18 protein-coding genes and 2 pseudogenes are annotated in these 25,200 nt (G+C 72.0%); 9 read left to right on the top strand and 11 right to left on the bottom strand.

Annotated elements, in window-relative coordinates; translation table 11 throughout:
* The first annotated feature begins 120 nt into the window (after window positions 1-120).
* A complete protein-coding gene (locus A6A27_RS31300; RefSeq protein ID WP_443190018.1) occupies window positions 121-1,395 on the top strand; it encodes a PH domain-containing protein in 1,275 nt (424 codons plus the stop codon).
* 27 nt (window positions 1,396-1,422) lie between these two features.
* Here A6A27_RS31300 and A6A27_RS31295 read toward each other — a convergent pair whose 3' ends face one another.
* On the bottom strand, window positions 1,423-2,481 hold the full coding sequence (locus A6A27_RS31295; RefSeq protein ID WP_073838247.1) for a phosphatase PAP2 family protein: 1,059 nt from the start codon (window positions 2,479-2,481) through the stop codon (window positions 1,423-1,425).
* 114 nt (window positions 2,482-2,595) lie between these two features.
* On the opposite strand from A6A27_RS31295, the gene A6A27_RS31290 reads away from it, so the two are divergent.
* Together A6A27_RS31290 and A6A27_RS31285 are read left to right on the top strand one after the other, a co-directional pair.
* Window positions 2,596-3,000: a thioesterase family protein gene (locus tag A6A27_RS31290; RefSeq protein WP_073838246.1), complete on the top strand. Its 405-nt coding sequence runs from the start codon at window positions 2,596-2,598 to the stop codon at window positions 2,998-3,000.
* On the top strand, window positions 2,997-3,827 hold the full coding sequence (locus A6A27_RS31285; protein WP_073838245.1) for an MBL fold metallo-hydrolase: 831 nt from the start codon (window positions 2,997-2,999) through the stop codon (window positions 3,825-3,827). Before A6A27_RS31290 ends, A6A27_RS31285 begins: the two co-directional genes overlap by 4 nt.
* 85 nt (window positions 3,828-3,912) lie before the next feature.
* On the opposite strand, the gene A6A27_RS31280 is transcribed toward A6A27_RS31285, so the two are convergent.
* Complete coding sequence (locus A6A27_RS31280) at window positions 3,913-4,413, bottom strand: MarR family winged helix-turn-helix transcriptional regulator (protein WP_073838244.1); 501 nt, start codon at window positions 4,411-4,413, stop codon at window positions 3,913-3,915.
* An 80-nt stretch (window positions 4,414-4,493) separates the two neighbouring features.
* On the opposite strand from A6A27_RS31280, the pseudogene A6A27_RS31275 reads away from it, so the two are divergent.
* Window positions 4,494-5,003 (top strand): annotated as a pseudogene (locus A6A27_RS31275) (MFS transporter); the annotation flags it as partial.
* 5 nt (window positions 5,004-5,008) lie between these two features.
* Here the strand turns inward: A6A27_RS31275 and A6A27_RS31270 are convergent.
* On the bottom strand, window positions 5,009-6,970 hold the full coding sequence (locus A6A27_RS31270; RefSeq protein ID WP_073838243.1) for a zinc ribbon domain-containing protein: 1,962 nt from the start codon (window positions 6,968-6,970) through the stop codon (window positions 5,009-5,011).
* Between the two features lie 148 nt (window positions 6,971-7,118).
* Between A6A27_RS31270 and A6A27_RS31265 the strand changes: the two are divergent.
* Window positions 7,119-7,838, top strand: a pseudogene (locus A6A27_RS31265) (MFS transporter); the annotation flags it as partial.
* 9 nt (window positions 7,839-7,847) lie between these two features.
* Here A6A27_RS31265 and A6A27_RS31260 read toward each other — a convergent pair.
* Complete coding sequence (locus tag A6A27_RS31260; RefSeq protein ID WP_073838242.1) at window positions 7,848-8,780, bottom strand: carbohydrate kinase family protein; 933 nt, start codon at window positions 8,778-8,780, stop codon at window positions 7,848-7,850.
* Between the two features lie 359 nt (window positions 8,781-9,139).
* Here A6A27_RS31260 and A6A27_RS31255 point away from each other — a divergent pair, with 359 nt between their 5' ends.
* Window positions 9,140-10,240, top strand: coding sequence for a lytic polysaccharide monooxygenase auxiliary activity family 9 protein (locus A6A27_RS31255; protein ID WP_073838241.1), 1,101 nt, complete (start codon window positions 9,140-9,142; stop codon window positions 10,238-10,240).
* Window positions 10,241-10,303: 63 nt separating this feature from the next.
* Here A6A27_RS31255 and asnB read toward each other — a convergent pair whose 3' ends face one another.
* Window positions 10,304-12,265 (bottom strand): asparagine synthase (glutamine-hydrolyzing), encoded by a 1,962-nt coding sequence (asnB, locus tag A6A27_RS31250; protein ID WP_073838273.1) that lies wholly within the window; start codon window positions 12,263-12,265, stop codon window positions 10,304-10,306.
* Between the two features lie 110 nt (window positions 12,266-12,375).
* Here asnB and A6A27_RS31245 point away from each other — a divergent pair, with 110 nt between their 5' ends.
* Both A6A27_RS31245 and A6A27_RS31240 read left to right on the top strand, forming a co-directional pair.
* A complete protein-coding gene (locus A6A27_RS31245; RefSeq protein ID WP_073838240.1) occupies window positions 12,376-13,851 on the top strand; it encodes an aminopeptidase P family protein in 1,476 nt (491 codons plus the stop codon).
* Window positions 13,852-14,150: 299 nt separating this feature from the next.
* Complete coding sequence (locus A6A27_RS31240; protein ID WP_073838239.1) at window positions 14,151-15,947, top strand: hypothetical protein; 1,797 nt, start codon at window positions 14,151-14,153, stop codon at window positions 15,945-15,947.
* 78 nt (window positions 15,948-16,025) lie between these two features.
* On the opposite strand, the gene pulA is transcribed toward A6A27_RS31240, so the two are convergent.
* From pulA to A6A27_RS31220, 5 genes are all read right to left on the bottom strand, one after another.
* On the bottom strand, window positions 16,026-21,524 hold the full coding sequence (gene pulA, locus A6A27_RS31235) for a pullulanase-type alpha-1,6-glucosidase (protein WP_073838238.1): 5,499 nt from the start codon (window positions 21,522-21,524) through the stop codon (window positions 16,026-16,028).
* Window positions 21,525-21,560: 36 nt separating this feature from the next.
* Window positions 21,561-21,743, bottom strand: coding sequence for a hypothetical protein (locus tag A6A27_RS43620; protein ID WP_143194266.1), 183 nt, complete (start codon window positions 21,741-21,743; stop codon window positions 21,561-21,563).
* An 11-nt stretch (window positions 21,744-21,754) separates the two neighbouring features.
* On the bottom strand, window positions 21,755-22,447 hold the full coding sequence (locus tag A6A27_RS31230) for a cellulose binding domain-containing protein (RefSeq protein ID WP_073838237.1): 693 nt from the start codon (window positions 22,445-22,447) through the stop codon (window positions 21,755-21,757).
* Between the two features lie 420 nt (window positions 22,448-22,867).
* The gene (locus A6A27_RS31225) at window positions 22,868-23,257 is read right to left on the bottom strand and encodes a hypothetical protein (RefSeq protein WP_073838236.1); all 390 of its coding nucleotides are present in this window, start codon (window positions 23,255-23,257) and stop codon (window positions 22,868-22,870) included.
* A 41-nt stretch (window positions 23,258-23,298) separates the two neighbouring features.
* Entirely contained in the window at window positions 23,299-23,961 is a 663-nt protein-coding gene (locus tag A6A27_RS31220; protein WP_073838235.1) for a hypothetical protein, read from the bottom strand.
* Window positions 23,962-23,980: 19 nt separating this feature from the next.
* Here A6A27_RS31220 and A6A27_RS45300 point away from each other — a divergent pair, with 19 nt between their 5' ends.
* Window positions 23,981-24,154 (top strand): hypothetical protein, encoded by a 174-nt coding sequence (locus A6A27_RS45300; protein WP_198940523.1) that lies wholly within the window; start codon window positions 23,981-23,983, stop codon window positions 24,152-24,154.
* Between the two features lie 13 nt (window positions 24,155-24,167).
* Here the strand turns inward: A6A27_RS45300 and A6A27_RS31215 are convergent, their stop codons facing one another.
* Window positions 24,168-24,536: an ArsC/Spx/MgsR family protein gene (locus tag A6A27_RS31215; RefSeq protein ID WP_073838234.1), complete on the bottom strand. Its 369-nt coding sequence runs from the start codon at window positions 24,534-24,536 to the stop codon at window positions 24,168-24,170.
* Window positions 24,537-25,200: the final 664 nt, after the last annotated feature.

Genomic DNA, 25,200 nt, shown 5'->3' with positions numbered 1-25,200 from the left:
TGGCCGGGCGGGCCCGGCCCGTGGCCGCCACCCGGACCCGGTCCCGGCTGGCCGGGGCACCCCACCTCGCCCGCACCGGGGGGTGCGGAGCCGCGGCAGCGGCTGCACCCGCTGAGCCCGGTGCTGCACGGCGCGAAGTCCCTGGTCGTGGTCATCGCCGGGCTCTCCTGGTCGACGCTGTCCCGGGTCGGCTTCGGCTGGTTCGCCGTGCTGGTGACGATCTTCGCCGCCGGCGCCACCGTGCTGGCCGTGGTCAGTTGGTGGAACACCGGCTACCACGTGGTGGGCCGCGAGCTGCGGGTGCACGAGGGCCTGATCTGGCGGCGTACCCGGGCGATCCCGTTGGAGCGGTTGCAGGCCGTCGAGGTCGTCCGGCCGCTGTTGGCGCAGCTCACCGGGCTGGCCGAGCTGCGGCTGGAGGTGGTCGGCGGGGGCAAGACCGAGGCGCCGCTGGCGTACCTGGGGGTCGCCGAGGCGGTCGCGCTGCGGCAGCGGCTGCTCGCCGTCGCCGGCCGCGCGCCCGAGGTCGTCCCGCCCGCGTACGGCGCGCCGCCGCCAGCGGCCCCGGCCGGCCGGCGGCTGCACGCCGTACGCAACCAGGACCTGCTGGTCAGCCAGCTGCTCACCCCGCAGGCGTTCCTGCTCCCGTTCGGCGTGGCATTCGTGGTGGCGCAGTTCCTCTCCGAGGGGTCGTGGTCGTTCATCGCGGTGGCCAGCACCATCACCGCGATGGCGGGTGTGGTGCTGCAACCGGTGCGCCGGGTGCTCGACGACTGGTCGTTCCGGCTCGACCGGGACGACGACACGCTGCGCGTCCACAACGGCCTGCTGGAGACGCGGGTGCAGACCGTCCCGCTGCACCGGGTGCAGACCGTCCGGGTGACCTGGCCGCTGCTCTGGCGGATGAAGGGCTGGCTGCGGCTGCGGCTGGAGGTGGCCGGCTACTCGGCCGCCGAGCCGGACGACCGGAACCGGCCGGACCGGCTGCTGCCGGTCGGCGACGCGCGAACCGGGGAACTGATCGTCGCCGAGGTGCTGTCCGGCGTACGGCTGGGCGCCTTGCCGTCGACGCCGCCGCCACGGCGGGCGCGCTGGCTGCGCCCGCTGACCCGTACGGCGGTCGGCGCCGGCCTCGACGAGCGGGTGTTCGTGGCCCGCTCCGGGCTGCTCACCCGCCAGTTGACGCTGGTGCCGTACGCCCGGATCCAGAGCGTGCGGGTGACCCAGGGGCCGGCGCAGCGGCGGCTGCGGCTGGCCACCGTGCACGCCGACACCGCCGGCGGGTCGGGCGCGGCCGCGCCCGACCGGGACCTGGCCGAGGCGTGGGACCTGGCGGCCGAGCTGACCGCGCGGGCGCACGCCGCCCGGCACGCCGACCGCAGCCGGCGCCACTGAACAGGATCAGCCCTCGGCCGGCGCGCGTCAGCGCTCGGCCGGCACCGGGTCGGCGACGGCCGGCTCGGCCTCGACCGGGGCGGCCGGGGCCGGCACGGCCGACTGCGGACCCGCGGCGGGTAGCGCGGCCGCGCGCCGCGCCCGGCGGGCCGCCCACCAGCGTTCGGCCAGGCCGACCACCAGAAAGGTCAGCCCGACGTACGCCCAGCCGACCAGCACGTCGATCACGTAGTGCTCGCCGCTGTAGACCAGGGTGAAGGTCATCGCCAGCGGGTACGCGAGCAGCAGCGGCCACCAGCGCTTCCGCACCGAGCCCAGGAAGAACAGCACCACGAAGAGGGCGAACGCGGTGTGCAGCGAGGGCATGGCGGCCACCGGGTTGGAGGCGATCTGCCCGGCGTTGAGCAGATTGCCCGCGCCGTGCATGCCGATCTCCTTCCAGCCCCGGGTGGAGATCCGTGCGACCTCGGTGAGCAGGCCGTTCTGCGCGGCCCACCACGGCGGGGCGGCCGGGTAGAGGAAGTAGGTGGCCAGCCCGGCCGCGCAGAGGAAACCCCAGCGCCGCATGTACGCCGCCCAGCGCGAGCGGTCGCGCATCCAGAGCACCGCGGCGGCGGCGAACGTCGCCACGAAGTGCGAGAAGTAGACCCAGCTGACCGCCACGTCCCACCAGTGCACCTCGGGCCGGTAGAGGTGCTGCTGGAGCCAGACGGTGGGAACCTCGCCGCCGGTGGCCCAGCCGAGCATGAACCGGTCGGCGACGATCAACTCCATGGCGTGCGGGGTCGCGCCGTTGTCGGCGAAGCCCCGGGAGAGGTTGTACACCGCCAGCAGCAGCACCACCGGGATCCAGTCCCGCGCGAAGCGCAGGTGGCTGCGCCACGGCCGGGCGGAGTGCCAGGCGATGGTGCCCGCCCAGATCCAGAGGAAGGCGTACGCGGGATCGGTGGGCAGGCCGATGCCGAGCCAGGCGGCCACGAAGGCGACCCCCCAGATCGTCATCGCCACCACCCGACGGCGTCCGCCGTCGGGCGAGGAGGTGGTGCCGGTCCGGGCGGGGGGCTGGGGGTCTGTCACGACGGCCATCGCGGTCAAGGTTAACGGCGGGCTACGGATCGACTGACGCCGACCACCCGCCGGTCGACGCACCGACGACGGCGACACCGGGCGTCCCGGCCCCGGCTCGTCTAGGCTCGGGGCATGCAGGAGCAGCCGGAGACGCCCTTCGCGCCGGGCCTTGCCGCCCGGGTCGAGCTGACCGTCACGGACGCCGACACCGCGCAGGCGATGGGCTCCGGTGACGTGCCGGTGCTCGGCACGCCGCGGGTGCTCGCCCTCGTCGAGGCGGCGAGCGTGGCGGCCACCGCGACTCGGATGCCGACCGGGCGGACCACGGTCGGGCTCCGCGTCGAACTGGACCACCGGGCGCCGACCCCGGTCGGGCGGACGGTGACCGCCTGGGCCCGGCTGGCCAAGGTCGACGGCCGGCGCCTGCTGTTCGAGGTGACCGTCGCCGACGGCGACGAGATCGTGGCCGACGGCCGGGTCGAGCGGATGCTGGTCGATCGGCAGCGCTTCCTGGAGCGCGCCTCGCAGGCGTCATGACCGTCCGGTTCGTCGAGGTCGCCGACGGCGTCCACCTGCTGCGTGAGCCGCTGCTGCAGGTCAACGTGACGCTGGTGGTGGGCGACGGCGCGGCGCTGCTGGTGGACACCCTCTCCACCGTCGGGCAGGCCCGGGAGCTGGCCGAGGCGGCCCGGGCGGTCACCCCGCACCCGTGGACCGTCGTCAACACCCACCACCACTTCGACCACTGCTTCGGCAACACCACCCTGGCCGCCGACCCGCCCCGCCCGGTGTACGCGCACGAGCTGGCCGCCGCCGCGCTGCGCGACCGCCCCGACGAGCTGCGCCGGGCGGCGTACGAGGAGATGCGCGACGAGCAGCCGGCGCTCGCCGCCGAGCTGGCCGGGACCGAGCTGCTGGCCCCGACGCACCCGGTCCTTACCGAGACAATGCTCGACGTCGGCGGCCGGCGGGTGCTGCTGCGCCACCCGGGCCACGGGCACACCGACGCCGATCTGGTGGTGCACGTGCCGGACGCGGACGTGCTAGTTGCCGGCGACCTGGTGGAGCAGAGCGGGCCGCCGGCCTTCGAGGAGTCGTACCCGCTGCAATGGCCGGACGCGGTGGCCGAGCTGCTGCGGATGACCACCCCCGACACGATCGTGGTGCCCGGGCACGGCACGCCGGTCGACCCGGAGTTCGTCCGGGCCCAGCACGCCCAGTTGGTCCAGCAGGCCTGGCTGATCCGGGCCGGTCACACCGGCAACGCCCCGCCCGAGCGGGTGGCCGCAGAGTCGCCCTTCGGCGCGCGTCCCGGTCTGATCGCCGCCCGCCGCGGCTACGCCGAGCTCGACGGCACCGCCTGACGCCGGCTCGCAAGTCGCGCAGCGGCCGGCAAGATCGCGCACGATCCAGGAGGCGTGGCCTCGCCACCAGCAGGTGGCCACTACGTCATGGTTCGAGCACGCTCCTGTCGCCGGCGGCCGCCGGGGCGGACTGATCGGCGGAGCGGGGCCGGCGCAGGCGGGTGAGCAGGGCGTCGAGGTGCGGGACGGCGCCCAGGACCGCGTCCCGGGCGGCGGGGTCCAGGCCGGCCAGGGCCTCGGTGAGCAGCGCGCTGCGGTGCGCCGCGTGATCCACCATTCGGGCCTGGGCGGCGTCGGTGAGCCGGAGGCGGACCACCCGGCGATCGGCCGGGTCGCGGTCCCGCGTCAGCAGCCCCGCGTCGGCGAGGTCGCGGACCAGGGTGCTCACGGTGTTCGGCGCCGTGCCGAGCCGTCGGGCCGCCTCCTTGCCGCTGATGCCGGGCTCGGCGCGGACCAGCAGGAGCAGCTCCACCTGGGCCTCGGGCAGGACCTCCCGGTTGGCCCGGCCGGCGGCGCTGCGGCGCAGCAGCCGGTGCAGCTCCCCCACGAGGGCGCCCAGCCGGACGACGGTCTCCTCGGTCGGCACTAGTCACCTACTTCACAGCGCAATAGTTCTGCGTACAGAGCTAAGGTTAGTCGACGATCATCGACCCTGGGGGACCCGCGTTGAGCCAGACCGCGCAGACGACTCCCCCACCGGCCACCGTCGTGGTGGGCCCGCGCGCCGGCGGGACGGCGCTGCTCGTGCTGCTCGGCACCCTCACCGCGATCGGCCCGCTCTCGCTGGACATGTACCTGCCGGCCTTCCCGGCAATGACCCGCGAACTCGGCACCGACCAGGCCCAGATCCAGCTCTCGCTGACCACCTGCCTGATCGGTCTCGCCCTCGGCCAACTGGTCACCGGCCCGCTCAGCGACCGCTGGGGGCGGCGGCGTCCGGTCCTGGTCGGCGTCACCGCGTACGCGCTGCTGGCGCTGGTCTGCGCGGCGGCGCCGAACGCCCCCGCGCTGGCCGCCGCGCGCCTCGCCCAGGGCATGGCCGGCGGGATGGGGGTGGTGGTCGCCCGGGCGGTGGTCCGCGACCTCTACGCCGGCCGGGCCGCGGCGAAGTACTTCTCCCGGCTCACCCTGATCTTCGGCGTGGCACCGGTGGCCGCGCCCAGCGTGGGCAGCGTCTCTAATCAGCTTAGTGATCCTGAGTCGGATTGAGTTTCCGGGATCGTTTCCCACCGTGGTGGGGAGGCGTGGGCGTGGAAGTGGAATCCTGCGCCCAGGGCGGCTCCGCGTGGCTGGTGGCCGGTGGTGGGTGTGCTGATCGTGTTCACGTCCTGGTGCCGGTGGGCTGCGCGGGGCAGCTTCCGGTCCGTTGGTGCGTGTCCCTCCGGACGCTTGCCCGCCCGGCCGTGAGGTCGGGTGGGGGAGGGTGCCCTGCGTCGCCTGGGCGCGGGGCGTGGTGGCTTGTGCCGGGTGGGGCCGGTCTTCGACCGGTCCCACCGGCGGGTCTTCGTGATGACCGCGGAGACTTCGAGTTTGTCGACCACGGCGCGGATGACCATGTGCCCGCTGGTCTTGTCGATGGCGGTCTTGGCCTGGTGGGTGAGGCCGCGGGCGGCGATGCGCCGCCAGGCACCTTGGTCGCGGTCGCCTTGCCACCGGCAGGACTGGTGGGGGCAGATGGCCCACTTCCAACCCGCCATCGTGGGCTTGTCGGGGGCCTTGCGATGCTGCAGCGGGGTCAAGCACTGGGGGCAGTGCCTGGAGGTGTTGCGGGCAGGCGTGGTGACCACGGCGATACCCGCCTCGGCGGCGAGGTGCCGCATCCGGTCGACGATCTGCCCGCGCACCTGCTGCGACAGCCGCGTGTTCAGGGTGGCGCCCATGCCCCGGGCTTCCAACGACCGCAGGTCTTCGACGTAGACGACGGTCGCCCGGGAGGCGATGGCCTGGTCCACGGCCCAGCGGGCGGCGGCCCACGCGAGCGCGACGTTCAGGTTCCGGCGGCGGGCGCAGACGTGGCGGATCTCGTCGCGCAGCACCTCGTGCTTGCCGAAGAGTTGATGCCTTGAGTCGACGCCGGCGAGCCGCTGGTAGTGGTCAGCTTTGGCGTGCAACCGTTCTGACAGGCGCCGTAGGCGGTGCTGTTTCGCGAGGACCCCGCCGGCCCGGAACTGGCCACCCGCTCCCAACGCGGTGATCCGGCCGTCCTCGTGCAGTCGCAGGGCTCCAGCGGATAACAGGGTGTTCAGCCCCCAGTCCACACCCAGCGCCACCGAGTGACCGGTACGCCGGGCCTTCGGAACGGCCTGGCTGTATGCCACATCGGCGCGCACCTGCCGGCCGGTGACCCGGAGGGTGGGCAGGTGCAGCACCGCCGAGGCGGGAACCGTGGGCGGCAGGACGATCGGACAGGCCACCCACGTCCAATCTGCATAGGCTCGCGGATCCGGACGTGAGGGAAGCTGCAAGCGCAGCAACACCCTGCCCGCGGCGGTGTCGCTGCGTTCGATCGTGGCCTGCTGCCGGTCACACGCGGCCAGCAGCAACATCCGCGGGACCCTTGGGACGCCTTCAAGCTCGAACACATCCACCGGCAGACGGCCGTGCGCGGCAAGGAAGCCGGCAGCCTGCCGCGTGCGGGACTTGATGACGCTCGACGGCACATGCTCCCCGCCCGGAACCGCCTTGCGTACCTGCTCCCACTCCTGCGGGGTGCGTTTACGCGGATCGGCCGGCCACGTCGCCAGCACCCCAGCGCTCAGGCCAGCACGCCACGACGCCGAGCGAAGAACACGCCCCGCCTGCTCCTGCGCCATGCGCACGATCCGGTCATTGACCCTCACACCCTCGGCCGTGGTGGCGGTCCAGCCCAGACGCCGCAGCGCCATCCACGCGTTCGACGGAAGTTTCCGACCATCCGCGTCGTGTCCGGAGGCCAACACGTCCACATCCGCGGTGTTCCAGTGCTCAGCCAACAGGCCGGAGACCATGCCCGCCACCAGATCGGCACACCAGCCGATCCGTTGCGCAAGCACGGCCTGCGACAGAACCTCACCGCTCTCCTCGTCCACGCCTGATCGGAGCAAAGCACGGGCGCAAGCGGTGTGGGAGGTCTCGCCCTCGGCCAGCGGCAGCTTCCCGCTCACCGGCGCATCGCCTCGACATCGATCCAGGAGAACCCGCGATCACGACCGGCCCACGTCACCGGAATCTCCCCCAAACCAGCCCAAAGGCGAAACGCCACAGTCCACGCCGTTAACCTAGGATCACCGACGATTCCTAATCAAGTTGGTCAGCCTGGTCCTGCGCTACGGGTCCTGGCGCGCGGTCTTCCTCACGCTGGCGGCGATCGGGCTGCTGCTCGCCGTCGCGGTCGCGCTGCGACTGCCGGAGACCCTGCCCGCCGACCGGCGCAGCACCGGCGGCCTGGCCGCCACCGCCCGGACCATGCGGTCGCTGGCCGCCGACCGGGTCTACCTGGGATACGCGCTGACCCAGGGCCTCGCCTTCGCCGGGCTCTTCGCGTACATCTCCGGGTCGTCGTTCGTGTTCCAGGACGTCTTCGGCGTGTCGGGGACCGCGTTCAGCCTCGTCTTCGGGCTGAACGCGCTCGCCCTGGTCACCACCGGCCAGGTCAACGCCCGGCTGCTCGACCGGTACGACCCGCGCCGGCTGCTGGTCACCACCCTGCTGGTCAGCGCGGTCGCCGCCGTCGGCGTGCTGACCGGGGCACTCGCCGGCAGCCTGGCCCTGGTCGCGGTGCCCCTGCTGATCTTCGCCGGCTCGCTGGGCATGGTGACGCCGAACAGCACGGCGCTGGCGCTGGACGCGCACGCCCGGCACGCCGGCACCGCCGCCGCGCTGCTGGGCGGCATCCAGTCGGTGGTGGGTGCGCTCGCCGCGCCGCTGGTGGGGCTGGGCGGCGAGGGCAGCGCGACACCGATGGCCGCCGTCCTGGCCGTCACCGCCGCGCTCTCCCTGCTCGCCGTGCACACCCTCGCCCGCGCCCGCTGACCCCGACCGTCAGGCGGAGAAGCGGGCGAGCACGGCCTCGCGGGCGGGCATGGCGACGGCGCCACCGGGAGACTCGCAGACCAGCCCGGCGACGCGCAGGGCGAAGGCGACCCGATCCTGCCAGCCGACCGGGTCCACCGGCTCGCCGGCGGCGAGCAACTCGGCGATGAGTGCACCCATCACCGAGTCCCCGGCACCGGTCGCGTCCACCGCCTGGACCTTCGGGGCGGGGATGCGCACCACGTCGTCGCCGGCAGCGAGCAGGGCACCGTCCGCGCCCAGGGTGACCACCACGGTGGCCGCGCCCAACTCCCGCAGGTACGCGACGACCCCCTCCACCGGCTCGTGCGGGTAGAGCAGGGCGGCGTCGGCGCTGCTCAGCTTTACCAGGTGTGCGCTCGCGGCGAACTCGGCGACCACCTCGCGCAGAGCGTCCAGCGCGCCGTGACCGTCCAGCAGCCGGGGACGGACGTTCGGGTCGAACACCCGCAGCGCCCCGGCGATCGCCCAGGCCCGCCGGGCGGCGGCCAGCACCGGCGGGTGGAGCAGCACGATCGAGCCGCAGTAGAGCACGTCGGCGCCCTCGACCAGGGCCACGTCCAGGTCGTCGGGGGTGAGCAGGGCGTACGAGCGGGGCTCCCCGTAGAAGCGGAAGTCCGGTTCCGGGCCGGCGTAGGTGGCCACCGCCAACGCCGTCGGCGCCGGTACGGTGACCGCCCCGGCCAGCCCGACGCCGGCCGCGTCCAGGAAGATGCGGATCCGCTCCGCGAGCGCGTCGTCGCCGAACGACCCGACGAATTCGACGTCACCGCCGAGCCGGGCCACTGCCACGGCCACGTTGAGCGGCCCGCCGCCGATCGCCTGCCGGTAGCCGGGTTCGCCGTCGTACCTGGTCTCGAGCAGGTCGACCAGCGCCTCGCCGAGCACCACCGCGTAGCCCATCCTGGCTCCTTCCAAACCGTCGTACCCCGATCCTGGCGCATCGCCCGGGCGCGGCGCGCGGGGACGACACCGAGACCGTACCGGCGGCGACCGATCGCATCGAGATTCGACTATTGCCTGCGGTACCCGGACGTGATGGGATTGCGCCTGCCGGAGTGGCGCGGGGGCTGCCGCGCCGCCGGCCGCCGGGTCGAGCCGACGCGAGGGCACACCGGTCCGTGGCACGGACCGCAAGCGGTGTACGCCTCCCGACGGCCCCGGCCGCACTCCGACCGCCGGGCGTGGCACCGCGATCGTCACATCCGCTCGTCGCAGCGGGGCGGACCGGTGCGGTCCCGCCCCGCGAGTCAGGAGAACCCGTGCACCGATCCCGTACGGCCGCGCTGCTCACCGCGGCCGCCACCCTGGCCCTGGGCGCCTTCGCCCTGGCCACCGGTTCCGACCCGGCCGCCGCGCACGGCGCGGCGATGACCCCGGGCGGCCGGGCCTACCTGTGCTGGAAGGACGGCCTCACCCAGACCGGTGAGATCAGGCCCAACAACCCCGCCTGCGGGGCCGCGATCGCCGAGAACGGGGCGAACTCGCTCTACAACTGGTTCAGCGTGCTGCGCTCCGACGCTGGCGGCCGGACCGTCGGATTCATCCCCGACGGCAGGCTATGCAGCGGTGGCAACCCCAACTTCAGCGGTTACGACCAGGCGCGCAACGACTGGCCGATCACCCACCTGACCGCCGGACGGACGACGGAGTTCCGCTACAGCAACTGGGCCCACCACCCGGGCACCTTCTACTTCTATGTGACCAGGGACAGTTGGAGCCCGACCCGGCCGCTGGCCTGGAGCGACCTGGAGGAGCCGTTCCTGACGGTCACCAACCCACCGCAGCGGGGCTCGGTGGGCACCAACGACGGGCACTACTACTTCACCGGCACCCTGCCGGCGAACAAGAGTGGCCGGCACATCATCTACTCCCGCTGGGTCCGCTCGGACAGCCAGGAGAACTTCTTCGGCTGCTCCGACGTGACCTTCGACGGCGGCAACGGCGAGGTGACCGGGATCGGTTCGGGCGGCACGCCGTCACCCACCCCCACCACGCCGACGCCGACACCGACCGGCCCGTCACCGACGCCCACCACCAGCCCGACCATGCCACCGGGCGGCGACTGCATGGCGGTCTACCGGGTGGTCAACGCCTGGCCGGGCGGCTTCCAGGGCGAGGTCATGATCATGAACCACAGCTCCCGGACGTACGGCGGCTGGACGGCGAACTGGACCTGGGCCAACGGTCAGGCCATCACCCAGTTGTGGAACGGCACCCTGAACACGAGCGGGGCGGCGGTGACGGTCACCAACGCCCCCTACAACGGCACCATCGCGCCGGAGGGCACCACCACGTTCGGCTTCACCGCCAACACCGCCGGCACCAACACCCTGCCCACCGTCACCTGCACCGGCCGGTGACCCGAACCGCGCAGTGAGGAAGGGCCCCCGGTTTTCCCCGGGGGCCCTTCCTTCCCAACTGGATCAGCGGACCATGCTGCCGACGACGGGCTTGGTGAGCAGGGCCGACTGGTTGCGCTGGATGCCCGGGTCGAGGGTCTTGGCCACGAAGATGGCGTGCCAGATGCAGAAGATCAGCACGGTCCACACCTTGCGGGAGTGGTCCGCTTCCTCCCGCTTGTGCTCATCCAGCAGCCGCATCGCGTACGACAGGTCGATCAGGTCGCCGGCGCCGGAGGTGGCCAGCACGTGCCGTGCCCACTCGTACATCTCGCCGCGCAGCCAGACCCGGGTCGGGGTCGGGAAGCCGAGCTTCTTGCGGTTGACGATGGCCGGCGGGACGACACCCTGCAGCGCCTGGCGCATGGCGTACTTGGTGGCCTCGGAGCGGGGCGGGAGCTTCAGGTCGACCGGGATGCCGGCCGCCACGTTGAACACCTCCCGGTCCAGGAAGGGCACCCGCACCTCCAGCGAGTGCGCCATCGAGATCCGGTCGGCCTTGACCAGGATGTCCCCGCGCAGCCAGGTGTAGAGGTCGACGTACTGCATCTTGGTGACGTCGTCCAGCTCGGTGCACTCGGCGTAGATCGGCGCGGTGACGTCGGTGTAGCGGACCGAGGGGTCGTAGCGACGCAGCAGGTGCTGCTTCTCCTCCTCGGTGAACATCCGGGCGTTGCCGTAGTAGCGATGCTCGATCGGGGTGGTGCCGCGCTCCAGGAAGCTCTTGCCCTTGACGCCCTGCGGGATCGCCTTCGACACCGCCCGCAGGCCCTTCTGCACCCCGCCCGGCAGGCCGTTCACCGTGCTGAGCGACAGCGGCTCGCGGTAGATGGTGTACCCGCCGAAGAACTCGTCCGCGCCCTCGCCGGAGAGCACCACGGTGACGTGCTCGGCGGCCTTCTTTGCCACGAAGTAGAGCGGCACCAGCGCCGGGTCGGCCACCGGGTCGTCCAGGTGCCAGACGATCCTGGGCAGCGCCTCCATCATGTCCTGCGGCCCGATCTTGGTCGGGATGGTAGTCACGTCGAGGTGCCGGGCCGAGTCCTGGGCGACGTCGATCTCGGAGTAGCCGGGCACGTCGTACCCGACGGTGAAGGTGAGGATGTTCGGGTTGAACTCCCGGGCCAGGGCGACCACCGCGGTGGAGTCGATGCCGCTGGAGAGGAAGGAGCCGACCGGCACGTCCGAGCGCATGTGCATCCGGACGCTCTCCCGCAGCGTCTCCCGGATCTCGTGGTAGAGCTTCTGCTCGTCGGCCACCGGAGCCGGCCGGAACACCGGCCGGTACCACCGGCGCACCTCGATCCGGCCGCCCGGCGTCCAGGTCAGGTACTCCCCCGACCCGATCCGGCTGATCCCCTTGTGCAGGGTGCCCGGCTCCGGCACGTACTGCAGGGTCAGGTAGTGGCTCAGGTTGGCCGTGTCGATCCCGGCGTCGCCCTGGTACGCCGACTGCGCGAACGGCAGCAGCGCCTTCTTCTCGGAGGCGAGGTAGAGCCCGTCCTGGGTCTCCAGGTAGTGCAGCGGCTTGATGCCGAAGTAGTCCCGGGCGCCGAATGCCCGCCGCTCCTGCCGGTCCCAGATCACGAAGGCGAACATGCCGCGCAACTTCGTGAGCACCTGCTCGCCCCAGTAGTGGTAGCCGGCGACGATCACCTCACCGTCGCCGTTGGTGGCGAACTGGGCGCCGAAGTCCCGGATCAGCTCGTCCCGCAGCTCGATGTAGTTGTAGATCTCACCGTTGAAGGTGAGCAGGTAACGACCGTTCGCGTACGGCAGCGGCTCGTGGCTCAGGGCCACGTCGATGATCGCCAGGCGCTTGTGCGCGAACACACCGTCCGCGTAGCGGCCGGAGGCGTCGCCCACCACCTCGACCCCGGTCTCGTCCGGGCCGCGGTGGTGCAGGCACTCCAGTGCGCTTGCGATGTGGTCGCGGTGGGCGGCGGCGTCACCGCGCGCGCTGAAGAAGGCCAGGAGTCCGCACATGATGGCCATCTTTCCACGCGCCCGGAGCGGCCGTCCCGGCACCGCAGGCTCTCCCCGCTCCCGTGCGCGCGGTACCGTCTGGACCAGCGACGAGGCGGAGGAGGCGGATCATGGCCGAGGAGCGGGCCCAGCAGGGTAAGCCGGCGGACGGCACCGAATCACACGACCCGGACTTCCCGGAGGCGTTCCTGGCGTTCATGCGGCAGGGCTGGCGGGACAGCGAACTACCGGTCGGCCCCCGCCCCGAGGTGCCCAACTACGCCAAGCGGAGGGCCGCGCTCGCCGCGGCCTTCCCCGGCGAGACGCTGGTCATCCCCACCGGCAACGAGAAGGTACGCGCCAACGACACCGACCACCCGTTCCGGGCGGGCAGCGACTTCGCGTACCTGACCGGCGACCTCGAACCGGACAGCGTGCTGGTGCTGCGCCCGAACGGCGACGCCACCCTGTACATGCGGCCCCGGTCGTCGCGGGCGACCGACGAGTTCTTCCGCAGCCGCAACGGCGAGCTCTGGGTGGGCCGTCGGCCCACGCTGCACGAGAGGTCGACCGAGCTGGGCCTGCCCACCGCCGACCTGACCGAGCTGGACGCGGCCCTGGCCGACCTGGCGCCGGGGCGTACCCGGGTGCTGCGCGGCTTCGACACCCGGGTGGACGCGGCGGTGCGGCCGTACGACGGGGCCCGGGTCGAGGGGCAGCCGGGCCGCGACCGGGAGCTGGCGATCGCCATCTCGGAGCTGAAGCTGGTCAAGGACGAGTGGGAGATCGCGCAGCTGCAGGAGGCGTGCGACGCCACCGTGCGCGGCTTCGAGGACGTGGCCCGGGCGCTGCCGGCCGACCGGGGTGCCTCGGAGCGGCTGCTGGAGGGCATCTTCGCGCTGCGCGCCCGGCACGACGGCAACGACGTCGGGTACGGCTCGATCGTCGGCGCCGGCGAGCACGCCACGATCCTGCACTGGGTGCACAACCACGGCGCCACCCGGCCGGGCGAGCTGCTGCTGATGGACATGGGCGTGGAGAACCGCAACCTCTACACCGCGGACGTGACCCGGGTGCTGCCGGTCAACGGCCGGTTCACCCCGCTCCAGCGCCAGGTCTACGACGCGGTCTACGCCGCCCAGCAGGCCGGCATCGAGGTGATCAAGCCGGGCGTGGCGTTCCGGGACGTGCACCTGACCGCCATGCGGGTCCTGGCCGAGGCGCTGAAGGACCTCGGCCTGCTGCCGGTGAGCGTGGACGAGGCGATGGACCCGTCCTCGACGGTCTACCGCCGCTGGACCCTGCACGGCACCAGCCATATGCTCGGCATCGACGTCCACGACTGCGCAAACGCCCGGAAGGAGAGCTACCGGGACGGCGCGCTCGGCGAGGGCTACGTGCTCACCGTCGAGCCGGGGCTGTACTTCCAGCCGGAGGACGAACTGGTCCCCGAGGAGCTGCGCGGCATCGGCGTGCGGATCGAGGACGACATCCTGGTCACCGCCGACGGCGCGGTGAACCTCTCGGCCGGGCTGCCGCGCCGCTCGGACGAGGTGGAGACGTGGCTGGCCGAGCAGCGCGAGGCCGGTCCGCGCCTGCCGGGCTGATCCCGGCCGGACGACCCTGACGGCGGGCCCCACCGCCGGCGGCTGCGACGTTTCCGTCGTTGTGCCGCCGGTGGTGGGGCCCGCCGCTGTTTGCGCTGCTCGGCACCCTCGTCACCGGCACATGCCGAACGGTGTCCCCCGCCTGCCATGAGGCGAATGTGGGGTTTTTTCAGATACGTCCGCCTCGTGAGGATCCTTCTCATACGGTGTGGATCAGAGGCTACAACCGGTTTGTAGCTGGTCGCCCTGCCAGGGGGCGGTGCGACCCCTTTGTGTAACCGAAAGGGCGGAAGGCTCTGATGTCCAACGACGTAACGACTTCCGACGGCGGGGCCCCATCGACCCCGCCCACGAGCAGGCGGCGGGCGATCTGGGTCGCCACCGGCGTGGCCGGGCTGACCGGCGTCGTCGGGCTGGCGGCGCTGGGTGGCCTCGCCGCTCGTGACGACAAGTCCGACGACGCGCAGCGCGTCGCGGAGAACCACGCGGCCGCGCCGCAGAACGCGAGCGACGCCGGCAAGGGTGGCGAGAAGGAAGCCCACGAGGAGCAGAACCGGGCGGACGAGAACGGCCGGGACGGCAAGCAGCGGGGCGAGCGCGGTGAGGAGCGGGACGAGCACGGGCGGCGGGTGCGGGAGGTGCCCTGCCGTAACGAGAAGCTGGTCGAGGCCATCGACCTGGCCAACCGGGATCACGGTGGCACGTTGAAGCTGGCCAAGGACTGCGTCTACGAGTTGTCCTTCGCCGACAAGAAGTCCGGCACGGCCCTGCCCACGATCCGGCAGGACATCACCATCAAGGGCAACGACGCCACCATCAAGCGGAGGTCCGAGGACGCCTTCCGGCTGTTCCGGGTCGCCGACGGCGGCGAACTGACCCTCAAGGACCTCACCGTCAAGGACGGCAACGCCGCCGAGTTCAAGTACGGTGCCGCGCCGATGACGCCGGGATCAGGCTCGCCGGGCGGATCGGATTCGCAGGCGGCGCCGTCGATCCCGGGGCAGGAAAAGAAGGAGGGCGAGGCCGATGGTGGCGCCATCCTGGTCGAGCGGGGCGGTAGCGCGCACCTGGAGAAGGTGGAGCTGACCCGCAACAACGCCGAGGGCAACGGCGGCGCCATCGCCAACTTCGGCCGGGTCGACCTCGACGAAAGCGAGGTCGAGAACAACCACGCCCAGAAGAACGGCGGCGGCATCTTCAACGTCGGCGTCCTCAAGATCAGGGACTCCCGCATCAACAACAACACCGCCGGCGAGAACGGCGGCGGCATCGCCAACGGCGAGGGCAAGGACAAGGACAAGGACAAGGACAAGGACAAGGACAAGGACTACTGGGTCAAGGGCCGCGACGAGGCCGGCACGGTGGAGATCATCGGCCGCTTCCAGGGCAAGGAACCCAGCAAGACCGAGATCCACAACAACCGGGCCGGCAAGAACGGCGGTGGCCTGTTCAGCTCCGGCGGGTTCGTCAAGATCACCCTGACGAGCATCAAGAACAACACCGCCTGCGAGAACGGCGGCGGCATCTACGCCCGCAACACCGACCTCGACCTGCAGAAGGTCCTCATCGAGAAGAACCACGCCGACAAGGACGGCGGCGGCGTCTACAACACCGGCGGGGAAAAGAAGAAGAAGGAAGCCCCGTACGGCGAGCAGAAGGACCAGAAGGAGCAGAAGGAAGAGAAGGAGCAGGAGGCCACGGCCACCATCGCCGACAGCGCCATCCTCGACAACTCCGCCGGACGCTTCGGCGGCGGCATCTTCAACGGCGACCCCGACGTCGAGATCAAGGAAGGCTTCCAGGAGGAGTCCGACAAGGACAAGAACAAGGAAGACAACGCCACCCTCACCGTCCGGGACACCGAGATCAAGGGCAACACCGCCCTCAACGGCGGCGGCATCTTCAACAACGAGGGCAAGGTCACCCTGACCAAGACCCGCATCACCAAGAACACCGCCACCGACTCCGCCAAGACCCACCGCGTCGCCGGCGGCGTCTTCAACAACAACGGCAAGGTCAAGCTCGACGAAAAGACCACCATCACCAACAACGACCCCACCAACTGCGGCGGCACCGTCAAGGACTGCTTCAACTGACCGGCGGCCGGCGAAACCTATCCCACACAGCGATCCGGCCCCCTGCCACCTCGGTGGCAGGGGGCCGGATCCGTCGGGTCAGCTCTGCACGAAGACCGCCACGCTCCGCGCCGGCACGGTGAACGTGCCGGTCGTCCGGTCGAACGAGGCCGTGCGGAGCACCGGGTCGGCCGAGGTACGCAGCACCGGGTGCAGCGCCACGTCCGCCCCGCGCAGGCCGGTCACCGTCTGCGTCGCCGCCGCCGGCGTGGCGTTGAAGACCACGGTGACGGACTTCCACGCGCCGCCCAGGCCGCGAGCGTCCAGGGTCATGGTGAGCACCCCCGGGGCCTCCCGGGTGCCGGAGAGCGGGAAGGCGATCCGCTGCTGCACCTGGTCGGCGGTGGTCAGCCCGAACACCGGCGACGACCGGCGGATCCGGAGCAGCTCGGCGTACCGGGCGTCGGCCAGGTCGATCGCCGCGCAGTCCGGCACCAGCTTCGGGTCGGCCAGCAATGGCTTGGCGTACGGCCACTTGTCCCGGTTGTCCGCCGCCGGCGGGAGGCCCGCGCCGAACCCGTTGCCCTGGGCGCAGTCCCACCGGATCTGGTTGAACCAGTCACCGGAGTTGTACGAGTTGCGGTCCAGCGACTTGGAGCGCAGCCGCTCCGAGCCGGCCGTCACGAAGCCCGTCCCCTGCCCCATCACCACGGTGCTCAGGGCGAGCACCTGCATCCGGGCCCGGTCCGTGGCCGAGGTCCCCTGCGGCAGCTTGTACGCCAGCGCGTCGTACAGGATCTCGTTGTCGTGCGCGTCGACGTACGTGACCGCCTCACCCGGCGCAGCGGTGTAGCCGGCCGGTGAGCCGTTGTAGTCGACCTGGGCGCCGGTGACCTGCCGTCCGGACGAGTCGGTGAACCGGTAGCCGCGCAGGTTGCCGGTCAGGCCCACCTTGATCAGGTCATGCTGGTGCAGCAGCCGGGCCCGCTGTTCCGCCGCCGAGCCGTTGACGTCGTCACCGTTCGGGTCGGACCAGAGGCCGGAGGCGAAGCCCTGGATCCGCGGGTTGCCGTCGAACGGGCCGCCGCCGCGTACCCCGTCCCGGAGCCGGTCGTTGAAGGTGCCGATCCCGGTGCCCGCCATGTTGGCCTGGGTGGCCTGCACGAACCGGGCGTCGTTGGCGACCTCGCCGAAGTTCCAGCCCTCGCCGTACAGCAGGATCTTCTTCCCCTCCACGCCGTCCCTGGCCAGCGTGAGCTGGTCCAGCGCGGCGCGCACGGCCAGAATGTTCGCCTTCGGGTGGTGACCCATCAGGTCGAACCGGAAACCGTCCACCTTGTACTGCCGGGCCCAGGTGACCAGGGAGTCCACCACCAGCTTGCCCATCATGGCGTGCTCCGGGGCGGTGTTGGCGCAGCAGGTCGAGTTCGCGACCGTCCCGTCCTCCAGCAACCGCTGGTAGTAGCCCGGCACCACCTGGTCGAGCACCGACTTCGGGTCGGTACCGGCGGCCGAGGTGTGGTTGTAGACGACGTCCATCACCACCCGCAGGCCGGCCCGGTTGATCCCGGCGACCATCTGCCGGAACTCGGTGGTCCGCTGTGCCCCGGCTGGGTCGACGGCGTAGCCGCCCTCCGGAACCGTGTAGTGCAGCGGGTCGTACCCCCAGTTGTAGCCGTCGGAGTCGGCGACGGCCGACACGCACTTCTGCTGCTCGTCCGAGTCCGGCGGCAGCGCCGCCAGGTCGCAGCCGGGCTGCCGCTGGTCGGCCCGCTTCTCGGGGATGGTGGCGAAGTCGAACGCCGGCAGCAGGTGCAGGTAGTTCACCCCGGCCTCGGCGAGCCCGGCGAGGTGCTTCATGCCGGCGGTCTTCGGGTCGGTGAAGGCGAGGTAGGTGCCTCGCCGCTCGGCCGGCACGGTGGTGTCGGCGATGGAGAAGTCGCGGACCGACACCTCCTGGATCTGCGCCTTCGCCGACGGGACCGCGGCCGGCTTGCCCAGCGTCGCCCAGCCGGCCGGGGCCAGCGCCGGATCGGCCAGATCGACGAGCAGGCTGTGGGTCGAGTCCGGCGCGAGGGCCACCGAGTAGGGGTCGGTCACCGACGCCGTGACCAGCTTCTGCGCCGCCGGCTGCCAGGCCTCCACCCGGTAGCGGTAGTACTTCCCGGTCCAGTCCTTCGTCCCGCGCACCGACCAGACGCCGGTGCGGTCGTCGCGGCTCATCGACACCGTCTTCGGCTCGGCCGTCGGCGAGTCGAATAGCTGCAACGCGACGGTGCGCGCGGTGGGCGCCCAGACGGCCAGGGTGGGCACCTTGCCGGTGAACGTCGGGCCGAGCTTCGCCTGCGTGGCGGGCCGGTAGACATCGTCGAGCGCGCCCGGGATCTGCACCCCGGTGGCGCCGAGCAGCTTGCCCTCGGCGTCCCGCTCGGTCACCACGAGCTGCCCGCGCAGCGCCGCCGGCACCTTGGCCAGGTCGGCCCGGTCCAGGCTGAAGGTGCGGTAGGACCACAGATGCGGCCAGGCCGCGCGCTGGGCCTCGGTGAGCCCGTTGCGCTCCGCCCGCAACGGCAGCGTGGTGTACGTGCCGGCCAGCTCGCCGTCGCTGATGCTCAGCCCACCGGCCGGGGCGGCGACCAGGGCGTACCGCTTGCCGTCGGTGGGCCCGGTCTGCCAGGCGACGGTGGACCGGTCGATCCACTGCGCCTTCTGCTTGGTGATGTCTAGGTCCTGAGCGACGCCCGTGGCGGTCGACGGGAGCAGCCGGCCCTTGATGCCGGCCAGCAGCCAGACCTCGCGCCCGGCGGTGGTGAAGTCGAGCCGCTGGTCCTCGGGCTGGTCCTTCTCGTCGCCCTTGTGCACGATGTAGCTCAACCCGGTGGCCCCGGCGGCCAGCGGCACCCGGAAGATCGCGCCGAAGGAGTCGATCTTCTCCGGCTTCAGCGGGTTGCCCCAGTCGGTCGGGGTAGCCGCGCCGTCCCAGAGGTGCAGGCCCCAACCGTCGTAGTTGCCGTCCGCCTTGCGCCAGTGGATGACCGCGGTGCCCTGGTCGATCGGCGGGTCGGGCTCGCCGGTGGCGGCCTGCCGGGTCGGGTACACCGTCGGATCACCCTGCTTGACCCAGATCTCGCCGGTCTGCGTCACGTCGATGCTGCGGTCCTGTTCGACGTCCTTGGTCCCGTTCTTGTCGACCACGAGGAAGCCGACCGACCTGGCGCCCGGCTTCAGCTTGACCCAGGCGAACCGGCCGAAGGAGTCCTCACCGGCGAACGGCTGCCCCTTGGGCCACTCGGTCTGGTACGCCGGGTCGATGTCGCCCCAGGTGTACAGGCCCCAGTCGGCGTATCCGCCGGCCGGGCGCTGGTAGTGCACCACCGCCCAGTCCCGCGACGCGCTCTGCGCGGGAGTGCCGACGACGCCGGTGGACCGGGTGCTGGCGACGCGGCCCTTGCCGTCGCGGACCACGGCCTTGTACTCGACCTTCGTGCCTCCCGGCAGGCCGGTCAGGTCGTGGTGGACGGTGTACGGCGCCTTGTGCGCGCTGCCCAGCAGGGTCCACTTGCCGCCGGGCACCCGGGCGGCGAAGGTGACGGTCGCGAGGGGGTCGCCGGTGACCTGTGCGGTGACGGCGGCCCGGGTGGCGACCGGGGCGTCGCCGGGCTCGGTGACGGTGACCGCCGGGGCTGCCCCGGCCAGCGGGATCGCCCGGTCGGCCCGGAGCACCACGGCGGACATGGCCGGCACGGTGACACTCAGCTTGCCGTCGGCGCCGGCCGTCGCAGTGGCGGCACCGCCGTAGACGCCGGTGAAGGTGGCACCGGCCGACCAGGTGTCCACGGTGACAGTCTGCGCGCTCGCGGCGTTGTTCACCGCGACGACGTACTCGGTGCGGTCGGTGGGCAGGATCCGGGAGAAGGCGAAGGCGCCGGGGCCGTCGGCCGCGTACCGGGTGACCTGGATGCCGTCGCGCAGCGCCGGGTGGGCCTGCCGCAGCCGGCCCAGTTCGGCGATGGTCCGGTACAGCGGGTGGCCCGTGTCGTACTGGTCGCCGGCGTGGGTACGGGTGGTGCCGATCAGGTCGTCGTCGAGGTAGTCCGGCACCTGGCTGGCGAACATGTCGTGCCGGGCGTCCTTGTCCCCGCCGGGGCCGGTGAAGCCCTGCTCGTCGCCGGAGTAGACGACGGGCTGGCCGCGGGTGAGGAACATCAGCTGGTGGGCGAGCTGGTCGCGGCGCAGCTGGCTGGCGTCGTCCCCGCCCGCGGCGGCGATGAAGGAACCGATCCGGCCCATGTCGTGGTTGCCGAGGAAGGTGGTCAGCCGGTTGGCGTCGGTGTCCCGGGCGGCGTAGAGGTCGTCCCGGGTGTACAGGTCGGCGAGCGCCTTGGCCGAGCCGCCGGCGGCGGTGTAGCCGCGCGCGGCCTCCTGGAAGGAGAAGTCCAGGGTGGCCGGCAGGCCGCCCTGGCGCACGTACGTCGACTCGATCTCCTGGTCGGCGCTGTAGACCTCGCCGAACATGAAGAATTCCGCCTTGCCGGCCTTCTCCGCGGCCCGCTGGATGCCGCGGCTGAACTGCGGCCAGAAGTCGAGGTTGCTGTGCTTGACCGTGTCGAGGCGGAAGCCGTCAACGCCGGCGCGGGTGATCCACTGCGCGTAGATGTCCGTCATCCCCCGCACCACCTCGGGCCGCTCGGTCCAGAGGTCGTCGAGGCCGAAGAAGTCGCCGTACTCGCTGTTCTCGCCGGCGAAGGTGGAGTCACCCCGGTTGTGGTACATGGTGGGGTCGTTCAGCCACGCCGGAACCTTGACCTTCGCGTCGGCCGCGCTGGCGAAGGTCGGGGTGTACGGGAAGGACTTCTCGTTGACCTGCGGGAAGTCCCGGGTGCCGTCGGCGTAGTTGCGGTCCTCGAAGGCCCGCCCCTGCGCGTCCCGGTACGGCGCGGTCTGCTTGTCGACGTAGCCGTACCTGTTCTCGGCGTACCTGATGACGTCCGCAGTGTGGTTGACGATGATGTCGAGGTAGACCTGGATGCCCCGCCGGTGGGCGAGATCGACCAGCCTCGTCAGCTCCTCGTTCGTGCCGAAGTGCGGGTCGACCTGGGTGAAGTCGGTGATCCAGTAGCCGTGGTAGCCGGCGGAGACGTCCGCACCGGTGCCCTGCACGGGCCGGTTCTTGAAGATCGGGGCCAGCCAGATGGCCGTGGTGCCCAGGCCCTGGATGTAGTCCAGCTTGTCGATGAGCCCCTTGAGATCGCCGCCGTGGTAGAAGCCCTTGTCCTTCGGGTCCAGGCCGGTGGTGAGCCGGTCGCCGGTCAGCCCGCCGGTGTCGTTGCGCTTGTCCCCGTTGGCGAAGCGGTCCGGCAGGACGAAGTAGAACTGTTCGGCCCGGGCGCTGTTGCTGCCGGCCTTGAGCAGCGTTTCGGCGGACGGTTCCTGGCTCCACTGTGGGGCGTTGGCGGCGGCGAGGACGTCGGGGACGGCAGCGCGGTCGCTGCCGTCGGCGCTCAGCTGGTGAACGGCGACCGGCACGCCGACGAGCGTGAGCACGAGGGAGGACACCAGGGCGAGCAGCGCCTTGGGGGATATCGGCGGGGGTTTCATCGACGGCCTTTCTCTGGTCGCTGATTCGCCCGCACGCTAGCCCTTGCCGAAACGTTCTGCAATACCTTGCAAACCAAGTCGCAACAAAGCAGCCGTCTTGCGAAACGTGCCCGTTCCCACGATCAGCGTGCCGGGCGTAGGACCGGCCAGGATCGACGGTGCCGTGGCGAGCGGGCTCAGCAGCCGGCGCAACAGTGCCCGGCCCGTCGCCCTGGCCACGGACGACCGGTTCAGCCGATGGTGCAGTCCGCGCCGTTGACCGTGCACCGTTCCGGCCGGTCACCCGTGCCCGTCCGGTTGAACTCCAGTCGCACGGTGACGCTCTGCCCCGGCTCCAGCGCCCCGGTGCCGGCCAGGACGAACACCCCGCCGCCGCGGGAACTGGCCGAGACCCCGGAGGCGGACGAGGCCTGGACGCTCTTCACGTTGCCGGCGAAGGACAGCTTCACCGTCCAGTCCTGACCCACACCGGACCCGTTCGCGACAATCAGCCGGGCGGAGAACCCCCGCCGGTCGCTGCCGGTGGCCTCGTACCGGGCGGTGACCCCGCCATCGGCCACGAGCGGCGCGGGCGCGGCCAGCTCCGGCGCGGCCCGCGACGGGCTGACGGGCCGGGTCGGGCCGGCCGGCCGCGACGGGCTGGGCGACGCCGTCGGCCCGGCGGTGGGTTCGGCGGTGACCAGCGGCGCGGCCGGGTCGTCCGGTGCGGCGGAGGGGCTCTCCACGCCGTGCGTCGGCAGGTAGATCGGCGGCGCAGCGGCCGTCGGGACCACCCGGCGCTCCGGACCCCGCGCCGCGAGCAGGGCGATCACGAGCAGGGTGGTGAGCAGGCCGACGCCGAGCAGCACCACAATCCACGGCACCGACATGAGCAGCCTGGGCGCCGACGGCCCGTCGGACGATTGGCCACGTCCGGCGTTCATCACGTCCCCCCTCGCCGAAGCCGAACGCCAGCGTAACCAGCCATGAGCGGCGGGTGGCAGCGGGCCGCCAGGTTTCGCCCGTCCGGGCCACCGGGACGCGAAGAACGGATGACCACCGCCCGGCGATCGGCCCGCCACCACGAGGCGTACGCACCGGACCACACCGCATGTCGGCCAGGCGGTCCGGACCCATTGCTGGAAGACCAGTCGGCTCGGCCCGGTCCTACGTCGAGGTTCCGCCAGCCGTCCATCATAGACCGCCTCACCGAGCCGCATCACGCGGCGACGCGCCACCGGCGGCGCCCCGAGGCTGGCCCGCTGCCGGCAACCGCGGCGGCGGGCCGTCGGTCCAGTGGTCGGCATCGTGGACCAGCGGCGCGTCGGCGGCTAAGCCACGGGCGGCACCCCGCCGGCGCGGCGTCAGGCGGTACGGATGACGGTGCAGATGGCCGGCCCGCCGTCGGTGGCCCGCAGCAGGTAGCGGTAGCGCTCACCGGGCACCGCCCGCCCCCGGCTGTCCAGGAACTCCCACCGCACCGCCACCTCGGTCAGCAGCGCGGAGACCTGCTGCACGTCCTCAATCTCGGCATTGGCCGCGACCAGTTCCCGCTCCCGGTAGTCGGCGGCCGCGCCGACGAAGCTGAGGGCCACCGAGGCCGGGGAGGTGAACGAGAAGCTGTACGTGTCGGCGACCACCAACCCGGGCAGCGCGTAGCAGCCGGCGATGGCGGCCAGGTCGCCGGTGGTCAGCGCCACGCCGTACCGGTCGAAGAAGTCGGTCAACGCGGCGAGATGCGTGGAAGCCGTCACGGGGGCTCTCCATTACCGCGCGGCGGCTCCGGCAAACCTGGTCAGCGCGGCGGGATGCGTACCTCGATCTCGGCGCCGAGCTGCGCGCCTCCGGTGAGATCGAGGTCGTCGCCGCTCCAGAACCGACCCGGGTCGTACCAGTTGGGCCGGCGACCGGCGGGCAGCAGCCCCATCGCCTCGTAGGTCACCGCCACCACCTCGGCGCAGTACGCGGTCTCCAGCGCCCGGTCGCGCACCGGCACACCCCCACCCTCCAGAATGGACGGCCGGCGAAAGCGCAGGTCGGGCACCCGACCCCGCGCCCACCGCCAGGCGAGCTGGGCGGTGGACGGGAACGGAGTGCCGTCGAGACGCGCCACGGTGCGCAGCACCGCCTCCTCCATCGCGGTGTCGGCCGGCGGTTCGAGCTGGCGCAGCCAGGCCCGCTGACCGTACCGGTTGGCCCAGACGCAGACCGCGTCCCGCAGGTCGTGCAGCTGCACGCCGCGCTGGTGGGTGCCGGTCCACCGGTCCGGCAGCGAACGGCCCAGCTCGGCGTGCCACATCAGCGGCGGCAGGTCGTCCAGGACCACCGCCATGCCCACGTGGTTGACCGGGCTGTTGGTGGTGAACTGGATGGCGCGGTCCGGCACGCTGCGCCCGCGGAACACCCACACGTCCCCGGTCCGGGTCAGCTCCACCGCCTCATCGAGGCTAATGCTCATAACGGACTACCCTAGGCCGATGCGGCAACGGATACGGTGGTGGAAGCTACTCGGACTGGCCGGCCTCGCCGGCGTCGCGGCGACCGGCGTGGTCGTGGCCCGGGCGGAACGACGGCGCCGGGCGTACACCCCAGAGGAGATCCGGGACCGACTGCGCGAGCGGCACGCGCAGGCGACGCGGCCATCCCCCTGACTGACCCGCCGGCTCACTGGTCCGCGCGGCGCACCGCTTCGTCCAGCGCCTCCGGGGTACGACCGACCAGTGCGCTGCCGTCCTCGAGCAGCAGGATCGGGCGCTGGATCAGCTCCGGGTGCGCGACCATCGCGGCGATCCAGCGCGGCTCGGCGTCGTCGTCGCGGGGCCAGTCGGCCATGCCGAGGGCCGCCGCGGCCGGCTCGCCGGTGCGGCAGATGTCCCACGCCCGGGCGTCCAGCCTGCGCAGCACCTCGGTCAACTCCCCCGCGCTCGGCGGCTCCGCCAGGTACGCCCGCAGCCGGTAGGGCACCCGCGCCTCGTCGAGGGTCGCCCGGGCGGTGGCGCACTTCGAGCAGGACGGGTTGTGCCAGATCTCCATGACCCGACATGATGGCACGCCACCAACCGGCATCCACGGTGACCGACGTGTCCGGCCACATCCCGACCGAGATCCGCCCTATTCCACTGAGTGCCGTGCCTGTACCAGCGGGCCGGCATCGACAGTCGGCCCAGCATCCGAGGACGCCGTCTTGCCTGCGCTCACCGGCGAGGTCTGTCCCCGTCCTCGCTTTGCTCTGCAGCCGGATACGCAGCTCACGTTCTGTGGTGTTGCGTATGTGGCTGCAGAGCAGAGCGGGGTGCGGATGGTCTGGTCCGCCACGGGATGTGACGGTGGGTGAGGGTTGACCGTGCGCGTGCCGCCACCCGCAATACGGACACCACCCGCACCACGACCCCCGGCCAAGTGGCTGGCGCTCTGCGTTGATCCACTCCAGATGCCGCAAACGGCGGTATCCATCACCTACGACACCCGCCACATACCGCACATGAAGTCGATCACCGTGCCCCTGCGCGACCACGAGGCGACACTTTCGGGGAAAGTGGCCCCTCAGAGCGCCAGAAGGTCGGCTGTTCGCCCCGGAGGTCCGTCGACGCCCGTTCGGTCCCGGCCTGTGCGGGATGGGCTGTCTGGTTGGGGTCTGGTTGGGCGTGGTGTGTCCGGTTCCGGCCTGGCTGTCCGGTGGCCGGGGGTGGCCCGGTGG

Origin of the sequence: Micromonospora sp. CB01531 (assembly GCF_001905095.1) — a bacterium.
In the GTDB taxonomy this organism is placed as follows: Bacteria; Actinomycetota; Actinomycetes; order Mycobacteriales; family Micromonosporaceae; genus Micromonospora.
This window is presented reverse-complemented; position numbering and strand designations above follow the sequence as displayed.

What these genes read in the sequence shown, in the direction of transcription:
- A6A27_RS31215 (WP_073838234.1), bottom strand. Translation starts at nt 24,536, where the DNA reads ATGGAGATCTGGCACAACCCGTCCTGCTCGAAGTGCGCCACCGCCCGG.
- A6A27_RS31220 (WP_073838235.1), bottom strand. Translation starts at nt 23,961, where the DNA reads ATGAGCATTAGCCTCGATGAGGCGGTGGAGCTGACCCGGACCGGGGAC.
- A6A27_RS31285 (WP_073838245.1), top strand. Translation starts at nt 2,997, where the DNA reads ATGACCGTCCGGTTCGTCGAGGTCGCCGACGGCGTCCACCTGCTGCGT.
- A6A27_RS45300 (WP_198940523.1), top strand. Translation starts at nt 23,981, where the DNA reads ATGCGGCAACGGATACGGTGGTGGAAGCTACTCGGACTGGCCGGCCTC.
- asnB (WP_073838273.1), bottom strand. Translation starts at nt 12,265, where the DNA reads ATGTGCGGACTCCTGGCCTTCTTCAGCGCGCGCGGTGACGCCGCCGCC.
- A6A27_RS31290 (WP_073838246.1), top strand. Translation starts at nt 2,596, where the DNA reads ATGCAGGAGCAGCCGGAGACGCCCTTCGCGCCGGGCCTTGCCGCCCGG.
- A6A27_RS31245 (WP_073838240.1), top strand. Translation starts at nt 12,376, where the DNA reads ATGGCCGAGGAGCGGGCCCAGCAGGGTAAGCCGGCGGACGGCACCGAA.
- A6A27_RS31295 (WP_073838247.1), bottom strand. Translation starts at nt 2,481, where the DNA reads ATGGCCGTCGTGACAGACCCCCAGCCCCCCGCCCGGACCGGCACCACC.
- A6A27_RS31240 (WP_073838239.1), top strand. Translation starts at nt 14,151, where the DNA reads ATGTCCAACGACGTAACGACTTCCGACGGCGGGGCCCCATCGACCCCG.
- A6A27_RS31230 (WP_073838237.1), bottom strand. Translation starts at nt 22,447, where the DNA reads ATGAACGCCGGACGTGGCCAATCGTCCGACGGGCCGTCGGCGCCCAGG.
- A6A27_RS31260 (WP_073838242.1), bottom strand. Translation starts at nt 8,780, where the DNA reads ATGGGCTACGCGGTGGTGCTCGGCGAGGCGCTGGTCGACCTGCTCGAG.
- pulA (WP_073838238.1), bottom strand. Translation starts at nt 21,524, where the DNA reads ATGAAACCCCCGCCGATATCCCCCAAGGCGCTGCTCGCCCTGGTGTCC.